This window comes from Cupriavidus sp. WGlv3 (genome assembly GCF_023952475.1).
GTDB classification, from domain to species: domain Bacteria; phylum Pseudomonadota; class Gammaproteobacteria; order Burkholderiales; family Burkholderiaceae; genus Cupriavidus; species Cupriavidus phytorum.
In genome coordinates, this window is the sequence record NZ_JALHRX010000016.1 from 36394 (window position 1) to 57993 (window position 21600).

Below are 21600 nucleotides of genomic sequence, written 5' to 3' on the forward strand. Positions count from 1 at the left end.
TGCTACTCTATTCGGGCGTGTTTCATCCATGGAGAACACTGTGCCCCGCAAGACCCCCATCGAGCGCTACCGCAATATCGGCATCAGCGCGCATATCGACGCCGGCAAAACCACGACGACCGAGCGCATCCTGTTCTACACGGGCGTCAATCACAAGCTGGGCGAAGTGCACGATGGCGCGGCCACCATGGACTGGATGGAGCAGGAGCAGGAGCGCGGCATCACCATCACCTCGGCCGCCACCACCGCCTTCTGGAAAGGCATGGCCGGCAATTATCCCGAGCACCGCATCAACATCATCGATACGCCGGGGCACGTCGACTTCACCATCGAAGTCGAGCGCTCCATGCGCGTGCTGGACGGCGCCTGCATGGTCTACGACGCCGTCGGCGGCGTGCAGCCGCAATCCGAGACGGTCTGGCGCCAGGCCAACAAGTACGCGGTGCCGCGCATCGCGTTCGTCAACAAGATGGACCGCATCGGCGCCGACTTCTTCCGCGTGCAGGCGCAGATCGCCGAGCGCTTGCGCGGCCGCGCCGTGCCGATCCAGATTCCGCTGGGCGCCGAGGACCACTTCCAGGGCGTGGTCGACCTGGTCAAGATGAAGGCCATCGTCTGGGACGAGGCCAGCCAGGGCGTGCGCTTCGAGTACCAGGAGATTCCGGCCGAGCTGCTCGCCACCGCGCAGGAATGGCGCGACAAGATGGTCGAGGCCGCCGCCGAGGCCGACGAGGCGCTGCTGAACCAGTACCTGTCGGGCGAGCCGCTGAGCGAGGCGCAGATCAAGCAGGGCCTGCGCAAGCGCACCATCGCCAACGAGATCGTGCCGATGTTGTGCGGCAGCGCCTTCAAGAACAAGGGCGTGCAGAGCATGCTCGACGCGGTGATCGACTACCTGCCGTCGCCCGCCGACGTGCCGGCCATCCTCGGCCACACCGAGGACGATCGCGAAGCCGAGCGCCACCCCAGCGACGACGAGCCGTTCGCCGCGCTGGCGTTCAAGATCATGACCGACCCCTTTGTCGGCCAGTTGATCTTCTTCCGCGTGTACTCCGGCGTGGTCAACTCCGGCGACAGCGTCTACAACCCGCTCAAGGGCAAGCGCGAGCGCCTGGGCCGCATCCTACAGATGCACGCCAATGTGCGCCAGGAGATCAAGGAAGTGCGCGCCGGCGACATCGCCGCGGCGGTGGGCCTGAAGGAGGCCACCACCGGCGACACGCTGTGCGACCCTAACAAGGTCATCATCCTGGAGCGCATGAGCTTCCCCGAGCCGGTGATCTCGCAGGCGGTGGAACCGAAAACCAAGGCCGACCAGGAGAAGATGGGCGTCGCGCTGAACCGGCTGGCGCAGGAAGACCCGTCGTTCCGCGTGACCACGGACGAGGAGTCCGGCCAGACCATCATCTCCGGCATGGGCGAGCTGCACCTGGAAATCCTGGTCGACCGCATGCGGCGCGAGTTCGGCGTCGAGGCCTCGGTCGGCAAGCCGCAAGTGGCGTACCGCGAGACCATCCGCCTGCCGGCGCGCGACGTCGAGGGCAAGTTCATCAAGCAGTCGGGCGGGCGCGGCCAGTACGGCCACGTGGTGCTGAACCTGGAGCCGATGCCGCATGGCGGCGGCTACGAGTTCGTCGATGCAATCAAGGGCGGGGTGGTGCCGCGCGAGTTCATCCCCGCGGTCGACAAGGGCATCCGCGAGACCATGCAGTCGGGCGTGCTGGCCGGCTACCCGGTGGTGGACATCAAGGCCACGCTGGTGTTCGGCTCGTACCACGACGTCGACTCGAACGAAAACGCGTTCCGCATGGCCGGCTCGATGGCGTTCAAGGAAGGCATGCGCCGCGCCCGGCCGACGCTGCTCGAGCCGATGATGGCGGTCGAGGTGGAAACGCCTGAAGAGTTCACCGGCAACGTGATGGGTGATCTGTCGTCGCGCCGCGGCATGGTGCACGGCATGGAAGACATCGCCGGCGGCGGCGGCAAGATCGTGCGCGCCGAAGTGCCGCTGGCGACCATGTTCGGCTACTCCACCACGCTGCGCTCGCTGACGCAGGGGCGCGCGACCTTCACCATGGAGTTCAAGCACTACGCCGAAGCGCCGGCCAATGTGGCGGAAGCGGTGATCTCCGCGAAACGGGTGGGCTGACTAACGTTTCGGCGACGGACTTCGTCGACCCGGCCCTCTCCCACATGCGGGAGAGGGAGCGCACAAGCGGCCTATTGCAGACCTGCGCGCAGCGCGCGCCTGGGCGTGATGCTTGGCATGCGGCATGCGTTGTTTTTGCAAGCCACGCGAAAGAATTACCTCCGCCAGGGGCGCCAGCAGGCGCCACCGCCCGGCGATCCACGTGGAAACCACGCAAACGCGGCGCAGGCATGGTCATTGCGCACGCCATGCATTCCACCGTCTCGCGACAAGGAGCACAGCATGCAAACCCAACCTCCCAGCAGTCAAGGCGCAGCCATCGTCGGTTCCGGCGTGGGCGAAGGCCCGGGCCCGGAAGTGATGGCGGCTTCCAGCCTGGATGGCACCAAGGCCTATTCGTCCGATGGCGAACATGTCGGCAAGATCTCCGAGATCATGCTGGACGTGCCGCACGGCCGCATTGCCTATGCGGTGCTGACCACCGGCGGCTTCCTCGGCATGGGCGACACGCTGCACGCCATCCCGTGGAACGCGCTGGTCATGGATACCGACGAAAAGTGCTTCCGGATCGCCGTGACGGCGGACCGGATCAAGTCTGCGCCGGGCTTCAACAAGGACAGCTGGCCGAGCATGGCCGACCCGCAGTGGGGCAAGTCGCTGCACGAATACTACGGGCGCGACCCGTACTGGGTCTCTCCGCCGCTGTAAGTCCGCAGTAGCCCGCAGTAAGCCGATCGCAGCACGGCTGCGAACCAGGGCCGCGAGTGCGCCGCGACAGGCGCCTCGCGGCCCGCTTGCATTGCACGGCAAGCCTAGGCACAGTCTGCCAAGACGCGCGGGCCGGACGCCGGGGCCGGCGTGCCCGAGAGACGACCATGAGGACACCCGCCGCCAGCATGACGCCCCTGCCATCCCCGCCGCCCCCGGGCGAAACCGCAACTGCCGGCGCCAGCGCAGCGCCCGCCCCGCCCGCCGACATGCCCGGCTTTCTCGCCGGCGGCGGCGAGATGGGCGCGCTGATGCGCGGCCTGGACTGGGGCGCCACCCCGCTCGGGGCGCCGCAAGGCTGGCCGCACAGTCTCCAGACCGCGATCCGCATCATGCTGACCTCGCGCCAGCCGATCTGGATTGGCTGGGGAGAGGCTTTGCACTTCTTTTACAACGACGCCTACAAGGCGATCATCGGCGGCAAGCACCCCGGCGCGCTGGGCCAGCCAACGTCGGTGGTCTGGCGCGAGATCTGGCCCGAGATCGCCCCGCTGCTGGCGACCGCGATGACCGGCAGCGAAGGCACCTTCGTCGAGCAGAAGCTGCTGATCATGGAGCGCAACGGCTACCCGGAGGAGACTTACTACACCTTCTCCTACAGCCCGGTGCCGGACGACCACGGCGGCACCGGCGGCATCATCTGTGCCAACAGCGACGACACCGAGCGCGTACTGGCCGAGCGCCAGCTCAACGTGCTGCGCGACGTGGCGGCTTCGGCCAGCGAGGCACGCGCGTGGCGCGACGCCTGCGAGCGCGCCATGGCGGCGTTGTCGTCCGACCTGCGCGACATCGTGTTCGCGCTGCTCTACATCGCCGAGCCCGGCGCGCGCACGCTGCAGCGCGCCGGCGCCATCGGCATCGATGACGGCCACCCGGGCGCGCCAGCGCAGATCGCGCTGGACGCGCAGTGGCCGTGGCCGGTGGCCGAAGTGCTGGCGCAGCAGCAGCCGGTGCTGCTCGACCGCCTGGCTGAGCGCTTCGCCGTGCCGCTGCCGGGCGGCGCCTGGGGCGTGCCGCCGTCGCGCGCGGCCCTGATCGAGGTGGCGCCATCGGGCAGCGCCTCGCATCGCGGCGTGCTGGTGGTGGGCCTGAATCCGTTTCGCCTGTTCGACGAGCGCTACCGCAGTTTCCTGACGCTGGCGGCGGGGCAGATCGGCGCCGCCATGCACTCGGCGCTGGCCTATGAGGCGGAGCGCAAGCGCGCCGAGGCGCTGGCCGAGATCGACCGCGCCAAGACCGCGTTCTTCTCCAACATCAGCCATGAGTTCCGCACGCCGCTGACGCTGATGCTGGGCCCGCTCGAAGAGCTCGTGCGCCGCGCCGGCCCCGGCGAGGACCGCGCCATGCTGGAGATGACGCATCGCAACGGGCTGCGCCTGCTCAAGCTGGTCAACGCACTGCTGGATTTCTCCCGGATCGAGTCCGGCCGCGTGACGATGCGGCGCCAACCCACCGACGTGGCCGCGCTGACAGCGGACCTGGCCTCGCTGTTCCGCGCCAGCGTCGAAGCGGCCGGCATCACGCTGCGGGTCGACTGCCCGCCGCTGTGCCCGCCGCTGGCGCGCGCCGTGGCGGTGGACCGCGACATGTGGGAGACCATCGTGCTGAACCTGGTCTCCAACGCCTTCAAGTTCACCTTCGCCGGCACCATCACCGTGGCCGTCGCGCCGCAGGGCGACGACGCCGTGGCGCTGACCGTGCGCGACACCGGCATCGGCATCCCGGCAGCGGAACTGCCGCGCATCTTCGAGCGCTTCCATCGCGTCGAAGGCGCGCAGGGCCGCACCATAGAAGGCAGCGGCATCGGCCTGGCGCTGGTGCAGGAGCTGGTGCGGCTGCACGGCGGCATCATCGACGTGCAGAGCACGCCCGGCGCGGGAACCTGTTTTACGGTGCGCCTGCCGGCCGGCGCCGACGCGGCCACGGATGCTGCCACAGAGATGGTCACCGAGGCTGACGCCGCGCCCCCGGCCAGCAGCGCGCAGGCGCGCGCCTATGTCGAAACCGCGCTGCGCTGGCCGCAGGCGCAGATGCCGCCGGCAACCACCGTGGCGGCGGAAGAGCTTCCCTTGCCCTCCGCGCAAGCTGCCGCCGAAGCCGAAGCCGAAGCCAGCGATGCGGCGCATGCCGGCGCCCTGGTGCTGGTGGTGGACGACAACGACGACCTGCGCGACTACATGCGCCGCCTGCTGGGCGCCGCCGGCCATCGCGTCGCCGTGGCCGCCGACGGCGAGGCGGCGCTGGCGCTGGCACGCACGCACGCGCCGGCACTGGTGGTGTCGGACGTGATGATGCCGCGCCTGGACGGCTTTGGCCTGGTGCGCGCGCTGCGCGCCGATGCCGCGCTGAGCGACACGCCGGTGCTGCTGCTGTCGGCCCGCGCCGGCGAGGAGGCGCGCGTGAGCGGCCTGGGCAGCGGCGCCGACGACTACCTGGTCAAGCCCTTCTCCGCGCGCGAGCTGCTGGCGCGCGTGGCCAGCAACCTGCGGCTGTCGACCCTGCGCCGCGCCACCGAGCACCGCCTGCAGGAACTCAACGCCTCGCTGGAGCGCCGCGTCGCGCAGGCCGTGGCCGACCATGACCGGCTGTGGGAGCTGAGCGAAGACCTGCTGATCGTGGCGCGCTTCGATGGCTGCCTGCAGCGGGTCAGTCCCGCGTGGACGCGCACGCTCGGCCACGCGCCGCAGCAGGTGCTGGGACGCGCTTACTTATCGTTCATCTACCCCGACGACCTCGCCGGCGCCAGCGCGCAGCTCGACGCCCTGCGCCACGATGGCGTGCCGGTGCGCTTTGAATGCCGGCAGCAGCGCGCCGACGGCGGGCTGCGCTGGCTGGCCTGGACGCTGTCGGTCGATCCGGCCAACGGCCATATCCACGGCGTCGGCCGCGACGTCACCGGCGACCGCGAAGCGCAGGCCGCGCTGCGCCACGCCGACGAGGCCCTGCGCACGGCGCAGAAGATGGAGGCGATCGGCAACCTGACCGGCGGCGTCGCGCATGATTTCAACAACCTGCTGCAGGTGATCGGCGGCAACCTGCAGTTGCTGAGACGCGACCTCGCCAGCGATGACCGCGCCGGGCCGCGCCTGCGCAATGCGCTGGCCGGCGTCGCGCGCGGGGCCAAGCTGGCATCGCAGCTGCTGGCGTTCGGGCGGCGCCAGCCGCTGGCGCCCCGGGTGGTCAACCTGGGCCGGCTGGTGCGCACGCTGGACGAGATGCTGCGCCGGGCCCTGGGCGACGGCATCGAGGTCGAAACCGTGGTCGCGCCCGACCTGTGGAACACGCTGGTCGATCCGTTCCAGGTCGAGAACGCGCTGCTGAACCTGGCGATCAACGCGCGCGACGCCATGCAAGGCCACGGGCGCCTGACCATCGCGGCGCGCAATGCGCGGCCGGGCGAAGCCACGGGCGAAGCGGCGGCGGCAGCGCCGACGCAATACGCGCTGCTGTCGGTCACCGACACCGGCGTGGGCATGCCGCCCGAGGTGCAGGAACGCGTGTTCGAGCCCTTCTTCACCACCAAGCCGGAAGGCCAGGGCACCGGCCTGGGCCTGAGCATGGTGTATGGCTTTATCCGTCAGTCCGAAGGACACGTGAAGATCTCCAGCGCGCCCGGGCGCGGCACCACGGTCACGCTGTTCCTGCCGCGCGTGCTTGAGGACGAGGACCCGGATATCGAACTGGACGCGGGCGCGGCGCGCGGCGGCAGCGAGACCGTGCTGGTGGTGGAAGACGACGAGGACGTGCGCGCCACGGTGGTCGAGATGCTCGCCAGCCTGGGCTACCACGTGCTGCGCGCGCGCGACGCGCACAGCGCGCTGGCCATCGTCGAGCGCGGCGTGCCGGTGGACCTGCTGTTCAGCGACGTGGTGATGCCCGGCCCGCTGCGCAGCACGGAGCTGGCGCGCAAGCTGCGCGAACGGCTGCCGGACGTAAGCGTGCTGTTCACCTCGGGCTATGCCGACAGCGTCATCGTGCATGACGGACGCCTCGATGCCGGCATCGAACTGCTCAGCAAGCCCTACACCCATGAGGCGCTGGCGCGCAAGGTGCGCCATGTGCTGGCAAATCGCAGCCAGCGCGCCGCGACGGCCGCGGTGGGCCAGCACCTGGTGCCAGCGGGCCACGCGCCGGACGCCGCGCCGCTGCGCGTGCTGTGCGTCGACGACGACACGCTGGTACGCGCCGGCACCGCGGAAGTGCTGCGCGCCTATGGCGTGCACGCGCTGGAAGCGGACAGTGAAAACGCGGCGCTCGCCGTGCTGGCCGGCAACGCGGTCGACGTGCTGCTGACCGACGTCGCGCTGGCCGGCGATTCCGGCGTGGACCTGGCGCTGGCAGCACACGCGCGCCATCCGGGGCTGGGCGTGGTGTTCGCCACCGGCTACGCGCTGGAGCTGACGCCGGCACAGCGCGCCGCGCTGGGCGCGGTGGCGGTGCTGCGCAAGCCCTATCCGCCGCAGACGCTGCTCGAGGTCCTGCGCGATGTCGTTGGCGAGATCCGGGGCGATGCCGCGCGGGCCGAAGCGCCCGGCCGGCCGCAAGCGGCTAGCTGAGCGCGCCGCGGCACCCGCGGCAGGCGCCGCCGCTCAGCCGGCAGGCAACCAGGCGGCGCCCGCGCCGGCCAGTCCGATCAGCGCCACGCCGGGCAGCAGGCGCCGCACCGCGCGGGGCGCATAGGACAGGCCCAGCGCCACGGCGATGGCACTGGCGGTCAGCGTGCCTACCCACGACACCGTGCCCATCGGCCCGCCCTGCGCGGCGATATGCAGTCCCCACGCCAGCACCAGCGCCACCGCGCCGGCCAGGCGCAAGCGCGCCACCGCGCCGCGCGACGGCATGCTGCCGCGGCCATGGATATCGGCATGATGGCGCTCGAGCGACAGCGCCAGCGCGGCAAACCCGGCCAGCGACAGCGCGAACCCAGCCAGCGCGTTCATGCGGCCTCCTGCGTGGTAGCGGCGACGTTGCGCGGGCGCGATGCCACGCGTGCGCCCACGGCTTGGCGGCGGCCCGTGAACCGGGCCGCGGCGCCAAGCGCCAGGCCCAGCGCCAGCGACACCAGGTCGAAGCCGGCCACGGCGGCCGGGCCGCGCCCCTGCAGCAGCGTCACGCCGAGGTGCGAGCCGGTGGTCAGCGCATTGAGCAGCGGGATGGCGCCGAACAACGCCGCGCCCGCCCACAACTGTGCGCACCACATGCCACGCGTGGGCCGGCACAGCGCCAGCAGCGCGCACGCGGCCCAGGCGATGAAGAACCAGCGGATCTCGGCCTCGGGCCGCTGCGCCATTGCCACCGGCAACAGCCGGTTGGCCCAGAAATAGCTGGCAAAGGCCACCGGCAGGCCGGCGATGGCGCCGATGTTGAGCGCCTCGACCAGGCGCAGCCCGAACCCCGGCCGGCCCCGCGCCGCGATCGCCTTGGCCTGTTGCTGGCGCGTGCGCACCGCCCACAGGATGGCGCCGGTGGCAACCATGGCGGAGCCCGCCAGCCCGCACAGGAAGAACAGCGTGCGCAGGCCGGGGGATGCAAAGCTGGCGATGTGCAGGCCGGTCATGACGCTGCGCGTCAGTTCGGCGGCGGACTTGTCTTCGGCATACGCGCCCAGCAGGGCGCCGCTGGCACCCGCGAATTCGAGCGCGAGCGGATCGTGCGAGAGCGTGGCGGGCTCGGCGCGGGATAGGGTCACGCTCGCGTTGGCATCGCCCGGCAGGCCCACCACGATGCGACGCACCTGCCCGCCCTGCCACGCGCGCCCGGCCTGCGCCATCATGTCCGGCACGCTTGCCAGCGGCGCGGCCGTGCCCGCGGCCTTGGGCGGCAGCGGGCGCAGCCTGGTCTGCGCCTGGAACGCGCGCAGGTCGCCGCCGTATGCCGCCTCGACGCCCCACGGCATGTACATGAACAGCAGCGTGACCAGCCCGGTGTAGGTAATCATCAGGTGGAACGGCAGCGGCAGCACCGCCAGCGCGTTGTGCGCATCGAGCCAGGAACGCTGGCCCTTGCGGCGCCGGAACGTGAAGAAGTCGGCAAAGATGCGGCGATGGGTGATCACGCCGCTGACGATCGCCACCAGCATGAACATGGCGCAGAAGCCCGCGATCCAGCGCGCCCACTTGGCCGGCATGTAATGCAGGTCGAAGTGCAGCCGGTAGAGGAACTCGCCGCCGCGGGTCTCGCGCGCGGCCTGCAGCGGCGCGCCGGTGGCCGGATCGAGCAGGCGCGTGTCGAAGCGGCGCGGCTTGCCGTCGGCATCGCGCGGCGCCTGCCCCGGCTTGTAGGTCCACAGCACATTGACCGCGTCGCGCCGCGCATCCGGCAGCGTGATGATCCAGCGGGCGGCATCGGGCGCCTCGCGCTCCAGATAGCGCAGGGCGTTCTGCGCCATCTGCGCGGCCGGCACCCGCGCGGCATCGGCGGGCGCGGTGCGATGCAGCTCCGGCCGCATCCACAGCGAAATCTCTTCCTTGTAGTAACTGGCGGTGCCGCCGCAGAACATCAGGAACAACACCCAGCACACCAGCAGGCCGCTCCAGGTGTGGAGCCATGCCATCGACTGCCTGAATCCCGTGCGCATCACGCCCCCCGCCCGAGCGCCAGCATGGCCGACAGCAACGCGGCCGGCAGCGCCAGGCCCGCCCACGCGCGCCAGGCGCTACGCACCGCAAACACCCAGACCGCCGCGCCGGCATAGATGGCGAACGACAGCAGCGTCGCCGTGGTCACGGCATCGTGCCGCGCCATCGGCAGATAGCGCGCCAGCACCGCGGTGGCCAGCGCGGCCAGCGCATAGCCGCCGGCAATGGCGGCAACGGCGCGCACGCCCACGCCCGCGCGATAGCGCCACCCGCTCGCCTGCAGCGCCTTGCTCACGCCGGCACCCGCAGCGCCGCACGTGCGGCGGCATTACCAGCGCGAGCGGCGTGGCTGAGTGGACAAAGACGGCAAGCGGCGAAGGAAGCGGCGGGCATGGCGCGATGCGGGCAGGGAACGACCACAAATGATAACAATTCGCATTTCCAACCTCAAGGCAATCCCGGCCTGCCGCCAGGCGAGCACCGCGATTTATTTATCAATTTTTTTGAATAACACTGACAATGCATGTCAGCAGAAATCATCACGGCATTCGCTATAGTTCTGTACATGGCAGCGCAATACAACAAACAGCGCCGCTACCAACTATCAACAATTTTGAATCATTTAGCAGAACATCATGTCGAACGCCAAGCTTGAAGTCCTGACCCCGCGCAACAGCCAACTGATCATCATCGACCACCAGCCGCAGATGGCCTTCGGGGTCCAGTCGATGGACCGCCAGACCATGAAGAACAACGTGATCGGGCTGGCCAAGGCGGCCAGCGTGTTCGACGTGCCGACCACCATCACCACCGTCGAGAGCGATTCGTTCTCCGGCTACACCTACCCCGAGTTGCTGGACGTGTTTCCCGGCAAGCAGACCCTCGAGCGCACCTCGATGAATTCGTGGGACGACCAGAAGGTGCGCGACGCACTGCAGGCCGCCGGCCGCAAGAAGGTGGTGGTGGCCGGGCTGTGGACCGAAGTCTGCAACACCACCTTCGCGCTGAGCGCGATGCTGGAAGGCGACTACGAGATCTACATGGTTGCCGACGCCTCGGGCGGCACCAGCAAGGAAGCGCACGACTACGCCATGCAGCGCATGATCCAGGCCGGCGTGGTACCGGTGACGTGGCAGCAGGTCCTGCTGGAGTGGCAGCGCGACTGGAAGAACCGCGACACCTATGACGCCGTCACCGGCATCGCCAAGGAACACTCGGGCGCCTACGGCATGGGCATCGACTACGCCTACACCATGGTGCACAAGGTGGCGCAACGCACCGCCACGCCGCACGCGTCGATCGCCCCGGTCCACGCACCGGTGATCGAGCGCTGATCCCGCAGCCAGCATCGGACAGGAGAGCACACCATGAACCCAAGCCGAAGCCTCGCCCATGGCGCGCTGCTGCTCGGATGCTGGCTGGCCGTCGGCACCTCGAGCCTGGCCGCCGCGGCCATGGTCGCGCAGACGCTTGCCTGAGCGGCGCGGGCGTCGCCGGCAAGACGGCGCAACCGCGGTCCGGCTACCTGCTAGCGCTGGCGCGCGAACATCGACATATGCCGGCCGATATGGTCGAGCAGTTCGAGCGCTGCCGCGGGCAGGGGTCGCCCGGCCTTCACCAGCAGCCGGGCCTGCGTGCCCAGAAACAAGGGATGGTCGAGCGGCACCACCGCCAGCGTGCCCGCCGCGATCTCGCGGTACGCGGCGAATTCGCCGATCAGCGTCATGTACTGGTCGTAGGCGACGAACTGCTTCAGCGCGGTCAGTGAGTTGCTGACCAGCGTCGCGCGGATCGAGACGTTTTCGGCGAACTCGACCATGCGCAAGGCATGGCCGACGCCAAACGACGCCGGCATCATGGCCAGCGGATAGGCCTGCAGGTCGGCGACGCTGGCCGCGCCGCCGCGCAGCGCCAGCGGGTGGTCGGGCCTGACCAGCAGCACCACCGGCTGCGCCGCGCTCGCGCGGTATTCGATGCGCGGGTGCGGCGGCGGGTTGTAGGCCAGGCCGATATGCGCGCGGCTTTCCGCCACTTCCTCCAGCACGCCATCGACCGCGAGGATGTCCATGCGGATATCCAGGCGCGGATGGCGCGCACAGAACCGTGCCAGCACCTCGTTGACGAGCAGGTCGACATAGCCCTCGCTCAGGACCAGCCTGACCTCGCCTTGCTGCAGCCCCTGCAGCGCGTGCAGCTGGTCTTCCAGCTTCTCCTGGTGCGAGCGGTAGCCGCGCCAGAATTCCAGCAGGTGCGCCGCCGCGGCGGTAGGCCGCAGCCCGCGTGGCTCGCGCTCGAACAGCAGCGCGCCGAGTTCTTCCTCCAGCAACCGGATCTGCCGCGTGATCACCGAGGGCGAGGTGTTCAGGCTGTCCGCCGCGCCGCGGATGGTGCCGTGCGCCAGCACTTCACGGAAGTATCGCAGCCGCTGCTGATTGATCTCTCGCATGTCGAACGCCTGTTCCGCCGTTTTTCCGCAGCGGTAACGATACCCGAACGCGCCTCGCCTTGCTTGCCACGGGCAGCGTGGGCCACCTGGACCGGTGCGTTGCCCGGAACAGAACGAAGTGTGTCCCGAGTTGCTGTTTGCCAGCGTGGCCCCGGCTGCCAGGATTCAGCTCACGAGGGCACCAATGAAGCCCCACCGAGCCGCAATCAAACCGGAGACAGCGAGCATGCTAGCCATCCCTACCGCGGGCGCCATGGAAGGCGCTTCCAGCCTTTACAGCCGGATCAACTGGCGCCTGTTGCCCTTTCTGCTGGTCTGCTACCTGTTCGCCTACCTGGACCGGGTCAATGTCGGCTTTGCCAAGCTGCAGATGCAAAGCGACCTGGGCTTTTCCGACGCGGCCTACGGCGTGGGCGCCGGCATCTTCTTCGTAGGCTATGTGCTGTTCGAACTGCCGAGCAACCTGATGCTGCCGCGGGTCGGGGCCCGCAAGACCTTCAGCCGGATCCTGGTGCTGTGGGGGCTGACCTCGGCCTGCATGGTGTTCGTGCGGGACGTGCCGACGTTCTACGCGTTGCGCTTCCTGCTCGGCGTGTTCGAGGCCGGCTTCGCGCCCGGCATGATCTATTACCTGTCTTGCTGGTACGGGCCGCAACGCATGGCGCGCGCCATCGCCATCGTGTTCCTGGCGGGACCGATCGGCGGCATCGTCGGCGGGCCGGCGTCGGCATGGCTGATGACCGCGCTGGCGGGCTATGGCGGACTGGCCGGCTGGCAATGGATGTTCCTGGTCGAGGGCCTGCCTTGCGTGCTGCTCGGCATGCTGGCGATGTCGCTGGTGCCGGACCGCCCGGCGCAGGCGAGCTGGCTCAGCGACGCCGAACGGCGCTTGCTGGAAGCCGAACTGGGGTCGGTTGCCGCGCACAAGCATGGCTTCGGCGCCGTGGCCCGCGACCCGCGCGTCTATGTGCTGGCGCTGGCCTACTTCTGCATCATCGCGGCGATCTACGCCATCAGCTTCTGGCTGCCGACCATGATCAAGGCGCAGGGCGTGGACGATACCGTGCGGCTCGGCTGGTACGCGGCCATCCCCTACGTGGCGGCGGCGTTGGGCATGTACTACATGGGCCGCAAGTCCGACCGCTCGGGCGAGCGGCGCCTGCACTGCGCGCTGCCCGCACTGGCGGCAGCCATGCTGCTGGCCGCCTCGGTGCTGGCGGATGGCAACCTGGTGGCGACGCTGGTGCTGCTGACGCTCGCCACCATGGGATTGTGGATGGCGTACACCGTGTTCTGGGCCATGCCGGCCGAATACATCCAGGGCCCGGCGGCGGCGGGCGGCATTGCGCTGATCAACACCATCGGCCTGTCGGGCGGCTTCTGGGGACCGGCCACCATCGGCTGGACCAAGACCGCGACCGGCAACCTCCATCTCGGCATGCTGATGATGGCCGCGCTGCCGCTGCTGGCGGCCATCATCATCCTGTGCAACAAGCTGCCCGCGCGCCGCTGATGCGGTATCGCGCCGCCGTGACCCCGACCATCACTCACCAAGGAGCTCCCGTGCAACTTCATCTTTCAACCTGGGCGGAGATCGAGCAATACCTGGCCCGCAGCCGTACCATCGTGATCCCCATCGGCTCGAACGAACAACATGGGCCGACCGGTCTGCTCGGCACCGACTGGCTGTGCCCGCAAATCATTGCCGGCGAGGCGGAAAAGCAGGCCGATATCCTGGTGGCGCCGACTTTCAATATCGGCATGGCGCAGCATCACCTGGCGTTCGCCGGGACGATTTCGCTGCGTCCGTCGACCTTCATCGCCGCGATCGGCGACTGGGTACGCTCGCTGGCGGGGCATGGCTTCGAGAAGCTGCTGTTCCTGAACGGCCATGGCGGCAACGTTGCCTCGATCGACGCAGCCTTCTCCGAACTCTACGCCGAAGCCAGCTTCGCCAGGCGCCGCGCCGGCTTTGCGCTGAAGCTGTGCAACTGGTGGGACTTGCCTGGCGTGGGCGAGCTGGCGCGCGACCAGTTCCCGAGCGGCCACGGCTCGCACGCCACGCCTTCCGAAATCGCGATCACCCAGTGGGCCTTTCCGGATGCGCGCAAGCATGCCGACTATGCGCCACGGATCGCCCCCAGCGGCCCCATCCGCGAGGCGCTGGACTTCCGCGCGCGCTACCCGGACGGCCGCATCGGCTCGGACCCCGGACTGGCAACGGCCGAGAAGGGTGCCGCGCTGGTCCGGCTGGCGGCGCAGAGCCTGGTCCGGGAACTGGACGCGTTCGGCCGCGAACCGATGCCGGACTGAGATCGCGGCCAGGCGTATGGCTGGCTGCGGCCGGGACTGGTTACGTCATGTATCAAGTGCTGTTCCCGCAGATGGCTTTATCGCGTGCCGGCGAGCCCATAGAGTCTGCCGTGTGAGCCACGACACCTTTGGATTGGGAGCCACCATGTCTGTCCAGCAACGACTCGCAGCGCGCGGCCTGGCGCTACCGCAACCGCCTCAACCCTTGGGCAGTTATACCGCGGTCAGCCAGGCCGGGGACCTGCTGTTTATTTCCGGGCAGTTGCCGCTGCAGGACGGCAAGGTGATCTGGCAGGGCCAGGTCGGCAAAGATCTGAGCGTCGACGAAGGCAGGCGTGCCGCCGAGCTGGCCGCGCTCAATGTGCTGGCGCAGATCGACGCGCATCTGGGCGGCTTTGCGCGGCTCGACCACATCGTGCGGGTCGACGGCCACATTGCCAGCGCGCCGGGCTGGTTCGCACAACCCGCGGTACTCGACGCGGCGTCGGACCTGTTCCGCGACGTGCTGGGTGACAAGGCCGGCCACGCGCGCACGATCTCTTCGCACTTCCAGCAGCCGGGCAACGCGGCCGTGATCCTGGTGGTCATCGCCCAGATCCGGCCGGCATGAGCCGAACTGCTAAGCCGAGAATTTTTCGAGCAGGAAGTCAACGAAGACCCGCACCCGTCGCGTGACATGGCGCGCGGACGGGTATAGCAGCACGAACGGGCGCGCGCTGCCGCCGTATTCGCGCAGCACCTCCACCAGCGTGCCGTCGCGCAGGTCCTGTTCCACCACGAAGCGATAGGTCTGGAACAGGCCGGCGCCGGCGCGCACCAGCGTGGCGCCGCCAAGGATATCCTCCGACGCCGTGTACGAGCCGGTCGTCACGATATCGGTTTCCGTGCCGTCGACCCGGAGGGTCCAGGGAATCCTGCGTCCGCTGCTGGGACGCTCGAACTGGATGCATTCATGCCGCAGCAGATCCTCCGGCGATTGCGGCGTGCCGGCTTGCCGCAGGTACGCGGGCGCCGCCACCACCACCAGCTCGGCGTCTTCGAGCTTGCGCGCGATCAGGTTCGAGTCATCCGGCGCGCGTCCGCGCACGCACAGGTCATAGGTGTCATCGGCGAAATCCACATTGCGGTTGCTGATGTGCACATCGATCTGGACCTCCGGATACAGGGCCCGAAATGCCGGCAGCACCGGCAGGACGCGATAGTGGGCATACGGCGTCGGCAGGCTGATACGCAGCCGCCCGGCCGGCGTCGCGTGCTGGCCGCCGATCTGCCGTTCGGCATCGACCAGCTGCGCCAGCGCGGCGCGGCTCTGCTCGAAGTACAGGCGGCCTTCGTCGGTCAGGCGGATCTGCCGCGTGGTGCGCACGAACAGCCGCACGCCCAGCCGCTCTTCCAATCGCTGCACGGTACGGCTGACCGCGGGCGGCGTCACGCCGGCGGCGACCGCGGCCGCGGTAAAGCTGCCCAGTTCCGCGGCCAGGCAAAACAGTTCGATGCTGCCGAGCTGGAGGTCATCGAATTGGCGTTTCATTGCTTCCCCCTGCTGGTGACGGACCTCGCCCGGTATCCGGGGCAGTCGCCATCATAGGTTCGCGCCCCGCCGAAGTCGACTGACGCGCCCGTGCATTAGTACGCGACACGCATAACTGTTTGTCCGGCCGGTGCCTTCGAAAGCCCGACCCGAGCCTCTAGATTGGAACCCATCGGCGCCGCGGGCCCGATCGGCACGCCAGCCGGACCAACCTACATCGAGGTGAAAACATGAGTGCAGCACAGAAAGTCGTCGTCATCACAGGCGCATCGCAGGGCATCGGCGCGGAACTGGTCAAGGCCTTCCGCGAACGCGGCCATCGCGTCGTCGCCACGGCGCGCAGCATCCGTCCGTCCGACGACCAGGACCTGCTGGCCGTCGCCGGAGACCTGGCCGACCCGGCCACCGCACGCCGCGTCGTCTCCGAGGGAGTGGCCAGGTTCGGTCGGATCGATACGCTCGTCAACAACGCCGGCATCTTCGTCGCGAGGCCGTTCACCAGCTATACCGGCGCGGACTATGCAGCGGTCACCGGCATCAACCTGGCGGGCTTTTTCCATATCACGCAACTGGCCATCGCCGAGATGGAGAAACAGCGCAGCGGCCACGTGGTCAGCATCACCACCAGCCTGGTCGACCATGCCCTCAGCGGGGTGCCATCGGTGCTGGCGTCGCTGACCAAGGGCGGCCTCAATGCTGCCACCCGGTCGCTGGCGATCGAATACGCCCGCACCGGCATCCGCGCCAACGCCGTCTCGCCCGGCATCATCAAGTCGCCGATGCACCCGGCCGAGACCCACGCGGCGCTGGGCGCGCTGCACCCCATGGGCCATATGGGCGAGATGCGCGATATCGTCGACGCCGTGCTGTACCTGGATTCGGCGCCATTCGTTACCGGCGAGATCCTGCACGTCGACGGCGGGCAGAGCGCCGGCCATTGACCACGCGCGGCAAGCGACCTCGGCAGCCCAGGGCTGCCGCGGTCATGACATGCAGGATTGGGGGCTGCCTCGCGATGAGGCAGCCCCTTGCTTCAGACCAGCCGGGTCTCGACGTGGATGTTGCCGCGCAGCGCCTTGGAGTAAGGGCAGGTCTGGTGCGCGGTATCGACCAGTGCCTGCGCCAGCTCGCGCTCGATGCCGGGAATGCTGACATTGAGCCGGGCCTGCAGCAGGTAGGCGTCGCCCGCCGTGCCCAGGTCGACCTCGGCATCGACCGACAGGTCCGACGGCAGCTTGACCTGCCGCTTGCCGGCGGCCAGCCCGATCGCGCCGATAAAGCAGGCCGACCAGCCCGCCGCCAGCAATTGCTCGGGGTTGGTGCCGGCGCCGGGCGATCCTGGTCGTGACAGCTGCAGGTTGAGGCGGCCGTCATCGCTGCGCGCCTCGCCGTCGCGGCCGCCCGCGGTGATGTGGACCTTGCCGGTGTACAGCACTTTCTCGATACGGGTCATGTCTGGTTCCTGTTGAATGGTGTTGGTGGTGAGGAAGCAGGCCGGCGTGCCGGCCGTCACGGCTCAGGCGTAGGCGCCGTCGAGATACGGATCGACGCTGCGCGCGGGGTCCGCCGACACGCCGCTGCGGTCGAGCCCGGCCACGGAGCGGGCGCCGTCGGTGTAGGGATCGACGTTGCGCGCACCGTCGCTGAACGGGTCAATGCCGCGGGCGCCGTCGCTGTACGGGCTGCGCGGCTCCTGGACCGAGCGCGCGCCCTCGCTGTACGGGTCGCGGGCGTCCACCGCGCTGCGGGCACCGTCGGTGAACGGGTCGCGTGCGCCGGCGGCGGAGAAGCTGGCAGCCTGCGCGCCGGCAGCGGCGGCGGCGAGGGCGAGGGCGAAGACAAAGCGGCGGGCGATTTGGGTAGTCATGATCGGTTTCCTTAAGTTCACGTTGAAGGTTGAGCGGGCCGGCTTTCGCTTTCGGGGTATCCGACGCCGCGGCCACGGAACGTATTTAAGGTGACCGGTGTATCGGCCATGTAGCCGATGCGGGCCGCATTTGTCAGCCGCCGTGTCGCAGCCGAAGCCGGATACAAAGCGGTACAAAGTGGCGGGTAACGCGCAGGCCTCGCGCAGGCATCGCGCCGGCTAACTGGCGGCTGTGCCCTGCCCTTCCTCCAGCCCCAGGCGAGCGGCCTGCTCGCGCAGGCTGCGCACGAACGCATGCACGACCTCGCCCGCGCCACCCTGGCGCCATACCGCGCCCACCGGCCCGAACGATTCGGCGTCGGCCACCGGCAGCACTTGCAGCAGCCCCAGCGCTTCGAGGTGGCGCGCCATCGCGCCGGAACAGACACCGATGTAGTCGGTGCCGCGCAACACCGCTTCCAGCGTCAGCACGGAACCGGTTTCCACGCGCGGCTGCAGCCCGGCCGCGCCGCGCTCAAGCAGCACGGTGTCGAGCCGGGTTCGCATCAGCGTCTCGCGTGGCGGCATTACCCAGGGGAAGGCGAACAGGTCGCGCCAGTCAATGCGCTGGCGCCCCGCGAGCGGGTGATGCCGTGCCACCACCACGCCGATGCCGTCCTCGAACAGCACCTCGTGTGCCAGGTGCGGGCCATAGGCGCGTGCGTCGATGGAGCCGACGATGACGTCGTAGTCGCGCCGCTCCAGCCGCTCCAGCAAGGTATTGAAGACGCCTTCCGTGACCTCGATCTGCACGTTGGGCTGCGCCTGCTGGAAGCTGACGATGGCGCGCGGCACCAGGTGCGCCACGCCGGCAAAGACGCTGCCTACGTGCAGCCGCGCCACCGCGCCCTTGGCAATCGAACCCAGTTCTTCATGCGCGCGCGACACCTCGCCCAGCACGCGCAGCGCCAGCTTGCGCACCGCGTCGCCGGCCGGCGTGAGCTGCAGCCGGCGCCCGCGCACCAGCAGCCGTGCGCCCGCGAGCGCTTCCATCTCGCCCAGCCAGTGCGACATCGCCGACTGCGTCATGTGCAGCCGCTGCGCCGCCGCCGACAGCGTCCCGGCGTCCAGCAGGATCAGGAAAGATTCGAGATGCCGCATGCGCAACCGGCGCGCCCAGGCCACGCTATCCGCAGGATCAGTCATGAGTGTTTACTAATACATCTATCGGAACAATTCACTGGCGCTCATGGTAAGCCAATTCAATAATGCGCAGGAGTTCCCGGGCCTTCTCAGCTTCCTCACATTGTTCTCAGGCTTTCTACCTATGAAGAAACTCTCAGTTGTTTCGCACCTGGCCTTGGCGGCAATCGGCCTGGGCCTGGCCGTGCCCGCATGGAGCTGCGGCGAGGCAGGCTCGAACCGGCCCATCCGCCTGGTGGTATCCCAGCAGGCCGGCGGCAGCACCGACACCATCGCCCGCATGTGGGCCGAGCATGCCGGCAAGGAACTCGGCACCACGGTGGTGGTGGAAAACAAGCCCGGCGCTGGCGGCGTCATCGCCGCCAAGTCAGTGCTGGCGCAACCCGCGGACGGCTGCACGCTGTTCCTGGCGGGCGTGTCGCAGATGGTGCTGAACAAGTTCGCCTACGCGCCGCTGGCCTATTCGCCCGAGAAGGATTTCACGCCGGTCGCGACGCTGACCAACGTGCCGTTCGTGCTGGTGGCCAATCCGCAGACCGGGCTGCGCACGCTGGACAACCTCACTGAAGCGGCGCGTGCCAAACCCGGTGCGATCAATTTCGCCTCGTCGGGACTCGGCAATTCGACCCATCTGGTGGTCGAGATGCTGCTCAAGCAGCGCGGCCTGCGCATGACCCACGTTCCGTACAAGGGCGAGCCTGATGGCGTGATCGCGACGGTCTCGGGCGAAACACAGGTGATGGCGCCGGTGCTCAGCACCGCGTTGCCGCAGATCCGCGCCGGCAAGCTGGTGCCGCTGGTGGTGTTTGCCGCGAAACGCGTGCCGGACCTGCCGGACGTACCGGCGGCGCCGGAAATCGGGTTGAAGGGCTTCGAGGACATCGGCTGGTCGGGCATCGCCGCCAAGGCCGGCACGCCGGCGGAGCCGATCCGGCGCATGCATGCGGCCACGCAGAAATTCCTGTCGGATCCGGTGGTGGTGGACAAGCTGCGCGCGATGCAGGTCACGCCGATGCCGGGCCCGGTCGGCAAGCTGGCCGAGCTGACCGCGCGCGACACGGTCAAGTGGAAGGACGCCATCGGCGACCTGAACCTGCGCGCCAACTGAAGCCCATCCAACACACCAGATCCCGAGGTCACAATGAAAAAAGGCATGGTCGTCTGCCCGCAACCCGAAGCGGCGGAAGCAGGCATCGAAATCCTGCGGGCCGGCGGCAATGCGGCGGACGCCGCCGTCGCCTGCGCGTTTGCCCAGACCGTGGTCGATCCGCTGATGTGCGGCATCGCCGGGTTCGGCACCGCCGCGGTGTATATGCCGTCGCACCAGGCGCACGAGTACATCGACTTCCACGCCACCGCACCGGCGCGCGCCACGCCGCACATGTGGGCCGACCAGCTGGAAGGCGAGGCGCGCGACGGCTTCGGCTTCTTCGTCAAGGACCGGCTCAACGACATCGGCTACCAGTCGATCGCCACGCCGGGCACGCTGCGCGGGCTGGAGGCGATTCACCGCAGCTACGGCAGGCTGCCCTGGCAGGAAGTCATTGCGCCGGCGATCCGCTGGGCGCGCGACGGCTACTTTGTGCGGCCGGGCATGTATGCGTTCTGGATCGACGAAGGCACGCTGGGGCGCGCCAGCAACCGGGAACGCCTCGCGTTCAGCGCGGATGGCCGGCGCCTCTATTGCCGCGAAGACGGATCGCCCAAGACCATCGGCACGCCGCTGCGCAATCCCGACTTTGCCGACACGCTCGAGCAGATTGCGCGCGAAGGCGCGGATGCGTTCTATCTGCACGATATCGCCGGGCGCATCGTCGCGGATATGGAGCCCAACGGCGGACTGCTGTCGCGCGCGGACCTGGCGGACTACCAAGTCGAGCGCACCGCGCCGCTGACCGGCACCTATCGCGACCGCACCATCACCACCAACCAGCCGCCGGGCGGCGGCGTGATGCTGATCGAGATGCTGAACATCCTCGAGCGCTTCGACCTGGCGCGGATCGGCCACAACACGCCGGAATACCTGCGCATCGTCTGCGAGGCGATGAAGGCGGCCACCCGCGACAAGGACCTGCACGTCGGCGATCCGGCCTTTGTTGACGTGCCGCTGGCACACCTGCTCGACAAGGGCTATGCCGGCGAGCTGGCCGCACGCATCGTCGCCGGCGACAAGTTCGACATTGCCCGCGTCAATCCCGGCCATGTGGTGCCGCGCGATACCACGCACCTGTCGGTGGTCGATGGCGAGGGCAACTGCATTGCACTGACGCATTCGCTGGCGATGCCGTCGGGCGTGATGACGCCGGGGCTGGGCTTCCTGCACAACGGCTGCATGGGCGTGTTCGATCCGCGCCCGGGACGCGCCGGCAGCATCGCGCCGGGCAAGCGGCGCTTCACCTCATCTTGCCCTTCGATCGTGTTCCGCGACGCCAAGCCCGAGATCGTGCTCGGCGCGCCCGGCGGCACGCAGATCGCCATGGGCGTGCTGCAGGCGATCCTGAACGTGGTGGATTTCGGCATGGCGATGCAGCCGGCCGTGTCGGCGCCGCGCTTCTCGTCGACCAGCAACGCCATCGACGTGTGCAACCGGATTCCGCGCTATCTGACCGCGGAACTGGAAGCGCAAGGCTATGAGGTGATTCGCAATCCGTACAACTACACCATTGCCTGGGTGCATGCGATCCGGCTGGCGGACGGGAACCTCGATGGCGGCGCGGACCCAGGGCGAGACGGGGTGGCGCTGGAGACGGAGATCGTCTGAGAGGC

The 21600-nt window shown here is 68.9% G+C and carries 18 protein-coding genes; 10 read left to right on the forward strand and 8 right to left on the reverse strand.

The features are described from left to right. Positions 1-40 precede the first annotated feature (40 nt). The 3 genes from fusA (at position 41) to MKD38_RS22865 (ending at position 7473) form a co-directional block, all read left to right on the forward strand. Positions 41-2149: an elongation factor G gene (fusA, locus tag MKD38_RS22855; RefSeq protein WP_371925733.1), complete on the forward strand. Its 2109-nt coding sequence runs from the start codon at positions 41-43 to the stop codon at positions 2147-2149. A gap of 282 nt (positions 2150-2431) precedes the next feature. Next, a complete protein-coding gene (locus MKD38_RS22860; protein WP_062804057.1) occupies positions 2432-2857 on the forward strand; it encodes a PRC-barrel domain-containing protein in 426 nt (141 codons plus the stop codon). A gap of 167 nt (positions 2858-3024) precedes the next feature. Next, positions 3025-7473 carry a response regulator gene (locus tag MKD38_RS22865; RefSeq protein ID WP_371925734.1) on the forward strand — a complete coding sequence of 1483 codons (4449 nt, stop codon included), beginning with the start codon at positions 3025-3027 and terminating at the stop codon, positions 7471-7473. A gap of 33 nt (positions 7474-7506) precedes the next feature. Here the strand turns inward: MKD38_RS22865 and MKD38_RS22870 are convergent, their stop codons facing one another. Genes MKD38_RS22870 through MKD38_RS22880 form a run of 3 tightly spaced genes read right to left on the reverse strand, consistent with a single transcriptional unit; the run spans position 7507 to position 9790 of the window. After that, a complete protein-coding gene (locus tag MKD38_RS22870) occupies positions 7507-7857 on the reverse strand; it encodes a DUF3325 domain-containing protein (protein ID WP_252680333.1) in 351 nt (116 codons plus the stop codon). Next, positions 7854-9494, reverse strand: a complete 1641-nt coding sequence (locus MKD38_RS22875) for a PepSY-associated TM helix domain-containing protein (protein ID WP_252680335.1) — start codon at positions 9492-9494, stop codon at positions 7854-7856. The genes MKD38_RS22870 and MKD38_RS22875 overlap by 4 nt, the downstream gene beginning before the upstream one ends. After that, the gene (locus tag MKD38_RS22880; protein WP_252680337.1) at positions 9494-9790 is read right to left on the reverse strand and encodes a DUF3649 domain-containing protein; all 297 of its coding nucleotides are present in this window, start codon (positions 9788-9790) and stop codon (positions 9494-9496) included. The genes MKD38_RS22875 and MKD38_RS22880 overlap by 1 nt, the downstream gene beginning before the upstream one ends. Before the next feature lie 340 nt (positions 9791-10130). Here MKD38_RS22880 and MKD38_RS22885 point away from each other — a divergent pair, with 340 nt between their 5' ends. Next, the gene (locus tag MKD38_RS22885) at positions 10131-10829 is read left to right on the forward strand and encodes a hydrolase (RefSeq protein ID WP_252680339.1); all 699 of its coding nucleotides are present in this window, start codon (positions 10131-10133) and stop codon (positions 10827-10829) included. 194 nt (positions 10830-11023) lie between these two features. Here MKD38_RS22885 and MKD38_RS22890 read toward each other — a convergent pair whose 3' ends face one another. Further along, complete coding sequence (locus tag MKD38_RS22890; protein ID WP_252680341.1) at positions 11024-11941, reverse strand: LysR family transcriptional regulator; 918 nt, start codon at positions 11939-11941, stop codon at positions 11024-11026. 226 nt (positions 11942-12167) lie between these two features. Between MKD38_RS22890 and MKD38_RS22895 the strand changes: the two genes are divergently transcribed. From MKD38_RS22895 to MKD38_RS22905, 3 genes are all read left to right on the forward strand, one after another. After that, a complete protein-coding gene (locus tag MKD38_RS22895; protein ID WP_252680343.1) occupies positions 12168-13454 on the forward strand; it encodes an MFS transporter in 1287 nt (428 codons plus the stop codon). Positions 13455-13504: 50 nt separating this feature from the next. Continuing rightward, complete coding sequence (locus tag MKD38_RS22900) at positions 13505-14254, forward strand: creatininase family protein (protein WP_252680345.1); 750 nt, start codon at positions 13505-13507, stop codon at positions 14252-14254. Positions 14255-14399: 145 nt separating this feature from the next. Continuing rightward, positions 14400-14864, forward strand: coding sequence for a RidA family protein (locus MKD38_RS22905; RefSeq protein ID WP_252680347.1), 465 nt, complete (start codon positions 14400-14402; stop codon positions 14862-14864). Between the two features lie 9 nt (positions 14865-14873). On the opposite strand, the gene MKD38_RS22910 is transcribed toward MKD38_RS22905, so the two are convergent. After that, positions 14874-15785: a LysR family transcriptional regulator gene (locus MKD38_RS22910; protein ID WP_183298843.1), complete on the reverse strand. Its 912-nt coding sequence runs from the start codon at positions 15783-15785 to the stop codon at positions 14874-14876. 230 nt (positions 15786-16015) lie between these two features. On the opposite strand from MKD38_RS22910, the gene MKD38_RS22915 reads away from it, so the two are divergent. Next, positions 16016-16726, forward strand: a complete 711-nt coding sequence (locus MKD38_RS22915) for an SDR family NAD(P)-dependent oxidoreductase (protein WP_252680349.1) — start codon at positions 16016-16018, stop codon at positions 16724-16726. A gap of 92 nt (positions 16727-16818) precedes the next feature. Here the strand turns inward: MKD38_RS22915 and MKD38_RS22920 are convergent, their stop codons facing one another. From MKD38_RS22920 to MKD38_RS22930, 3 genes are all read right to left on the reverse strand, one after another. Then, entirely contained in the window at positions 16819-17238 is a 420-nt protein-coding gene (locus MKD38_RS22920; RefSeq protein ID WP_252680351.1) for an organic hydroperoxide resistance protein, read from the reverse strand. A 63-nt stretch (positions 17239-17301) separates the two neighbouring features. Further along, the gene (locus MKD38_RS22925; RefSeq protein ID WP_252680352.1) at positions 17302-17652 is read right to left on the reverse strand and encodes a hydroxyquinol 1,2-dioxygenase; all 351 of its coding nucleotides are present in this window, start codon (positions 17650-17652) and stop codon (positions 17302-17304) included. Between the two features lie 219 nt (positions 17653-17871). Continuing rightward, complete coding sequence (locus tag MKD38_RS22930; RefSeq protein WP_252680354.1) at positions 17872-18837, reverse strand: LysR family transcriptional regulator; 966 nt, start codon at positions 18835-18837, stop codon at positions 17872-17874. Between the two features lie 121 nt (positions 18838-18958). Here MKD38_RS22930 and MKD38_RS22935 point away from each other — a divergent pair, with 121 nt between their 5' ends. Beyond that, positions 18959-19942, forward strand: coding sequence for a Bug family tripartite tricarboxylate transporter substrate binding protein (locus tag MKD38_RS22935; RefSeq protein ID WP_252680356.1), 984 nt, complete (start codon positions 18959-18961; stop codon positions 19940-19942). 45 nt (positions 19943-19987) lie between these two features. Then, positions 19988-21595: a gamma-glutamyltransferase gene (gene ggt / locus MKD38_RS22940; protein ID WP_252680492.1), complete on the forward strand. Its 1608-nt coding sequence runs from the start codon at positions 19988-19990 to the stop codon at positions 21593-21595. The last annotated feature ends 5 nt before the right edge of the window (positions 21596-21600 follow it).